We start from the raw sequence: 2,694 nt of genomic DNA on the forward strand, positions 1-2,694 counted from the left end.
GCGGGCGGTGTAGGCGTGGCTGAGGTCGTGGGTGAGGGGGCCCATGGAGGCGGCGTCGCCGGCGATGTGGTGCAGGAGGACGAGCAGGACGTGCTGGTCCTCGGCCAGGGTGATCAGGGTGACCCGGATCGGGAGCTCGGCGGACAGATCGAAGACGTGGCTGCCGTGCTTCTGGAGGACGTGGGGGAGGGCGTCCTCGGTGCAGTTGGTCCGGTGGAGGGTCGCCGGTTCGGGGGGCAGGATGATCTGCACGGGTTCGCCGTCGGCCTCGTGGATGACGGTGCGCAGGGTCTCGTGACGTGTGATCAGGTCCGTCAGTGCCGCTTCCAGAGCCTGCGCGTCGAGGGTTCCGGTGATCCGGATGCTGACGGGGAGGTTGTAGGTCGCGCTCGGGCCCTCGAACTGGTCGAGGAACCATAGGCGTTGCTGGGCGAATGAGGCGGGCAGGCGCTCCGGGCGCACTCCGGCGAGGAGTGCGGGCCGGTTGCGGGTGGTGTCATCGAGGCGCGCTGCCAGTTCGGCCACCGTCGGAGCCTCGAACACGGTGCGGACGGTCAGGTCCAGTCCCAGCGCCGTGCGCGTCCGGTTCACGAGCCGCGTCACCAGCAGGGAGTGGCCGCCCAGATCGAAGAAGCTGTCGTCGACACCGACCACGTCGACACCCAGCACCTCCGCGAACAGCCCGCACAGGGTGTTCTCGACCGGCGTGCGCGGAGCCCGCCCGTCCACGCGGCTCTCGTACACGGGCGCGGGCAGCGCCCGGTGGTCCAGCTTCCCGTTCGCCGTCAGCGGCAGAACGTCCACCGTGACGAAGGCCGCGGGAACGATGGCCTCCGGAACCTTCGACGCCACGTGGCGGCGCAGCGCGCCGGCGGTCGGCGCCGCCGCGCCGGGCTGCCGCACCACGTACGCGACGAGTCGCTTGTCCCCCGGCCGGTCCTCGCGCAGCACCGTGGCCGCCTGTGCGACCCCCGGGTGTCCGGCGATCACCGAGGTCAGCTCGCCCAGCTCAACCCGGATGCCACGGATCTTCACCTGGTCATCGGCGCGGCCGAGGTACTCCAGCGAACCCGCGTCCGTCCACCGCACGATGTCGCCCGTGCGGTACATGCGGCCGCCCGGCCCGCCGAAGGGGCAGGCCACGAAGCGCTCGGCGGTCAGCCCGGGGCGGTTCAGGTAGCCGTGGGCCAGGCAGTCACCGGCGAGGTAGAGCTCGCCCACGACGCCGGACGGTACGGGGCGCAGCTGCTCGTCGAGTACGTACGTCTGCGCGTTCCAGACCGGTCCGCCCAGGGATGCCGACGCGGGCCAGGCCGCGACGTCGGCGGGCAGCACCGTGCCGGTGACGACGTGGCTCTCGGAGGGCCCGTAGTTGTTGTGCAGAGCGATGTGGGGCCGCTCCGCGTGGAACGCCCGGACCTGCTCGGTCAACTGGAGGGCCTCGCCGGCCTGCATGACGTGGCGCAGGGCCTCCAGGCGCAGACCTTGCTCGATCGCGGACTCGTAGACGGCCGCGATCACCAGGTTCGGGGCGTAGAACTCGGTGATCCGCTCCTGGTCCAGCCAGACCGCCAGCGCGGCGGGGTTCAGCCGCGTCTCCTCGTCCGGCACGCAGAGCGTCTTGCCGTACAGGAAGGCGGACAGGATCTCCTGCTCCGCCACATCGAAGCCGAGCGCGCTGAACTGGGCCACCCGGGCCCCCGGTTCGCCGGTGACGGTCGAGGCGTTCCAGGCCAGCAGGTTGGTCAGTACGCGGGCGGGAAGCACCACGCCCTTGGGGCGCCCCGTCGAACCCGACGTGTACACCACGTAGGCCGGCGCCTCGCGCGTCAGCTCCGCGGGCCGGTCCGCGTCCGCCGGGTTGCGCACGGGTGCGCCCGCCAGCTCGGCGGACAGCTCGGGGGAGTCCAGGACCAGAACATCACCGGCCAGGGAGAACACCGCGGGCTCGACCGTCACCACGGCCTTGGGCCGGGTGTCGTCCAGGATGAACTCGATGCGGTCCTGCGGATAAGCCGGATCGATGGGCAGGTAGGCGGCCCCGGCCTTGAGGATGGCGAGGAAGGCGACCATCAGACGGACACCGCGCGGGAGCACCGTGCCCACGTAGTCACCCGGCCCGATCCCCCGGGACAGCAGCACGTGCGCCACCCGGTTCGCCTGCTCGTTCAGCTCCGCGTACGACAGCTCGCCGGTCGGCGCGGACACCGCGAGGGCCTGCGGATCGCGAGCGGCCCGGGCTTCGAAGATCTCGGGGAGACGCGCCTCCGGCAGGGAGTGTCCGGTGTCGTTCCACTCCTCCAGAACGCGCTGCCGCTCGCCCGGCTCGAAGAGGTCGATGGTGCCGATGCGCTGGGCCGGGTTGGTGGTGACGGATTCCAGGACGCGGGTGATCCGGTCGAAGAGCCCGCGGACCGTACGGGCTTCGAAGAGGTCGGCCGCGAAGGAGATGTCGGCTCGCAGCGGGCCCGGCCGCCCGTCCTCGGTGAGCGCGGCGTGAAGGGCGATGTGAAGGTCGAACTTCGCCACGTCGAGGTTGGCGGGCAGCGCCTCGGTTTCCGCGCCCGGCAGGACCAGTTCCGGCGCTGCGCCGGTCGCCACCTGGAGCATGGTTTGGAAGAGGGGGTGGCGGTTGGGGAGGCGGGGTGGGTTGAGGGCTTCGACGATGCGTTCGAAGGGGATGTCTTGGTGGGT

At 71.4% G+C, this 2,694-nt stretch carries 1 protein-coding gene; it reads right to left on the reverse strand.

The window, feature by feature from the left end:
• The coding region (locus ACWCP2_RS38150) for a non-ribosomal peptide synthetase (protein WP_450913127.1) at nt 1-2,682 on the reverse strand (2,682 nt) is incomplete at its 3' end.
• Nucleotides 2,683-2,694: the final 12 nt, after the last annotated feature.

This window comes from Streptomyces sp. NPDC002104 (assembly GCF_053593795.1).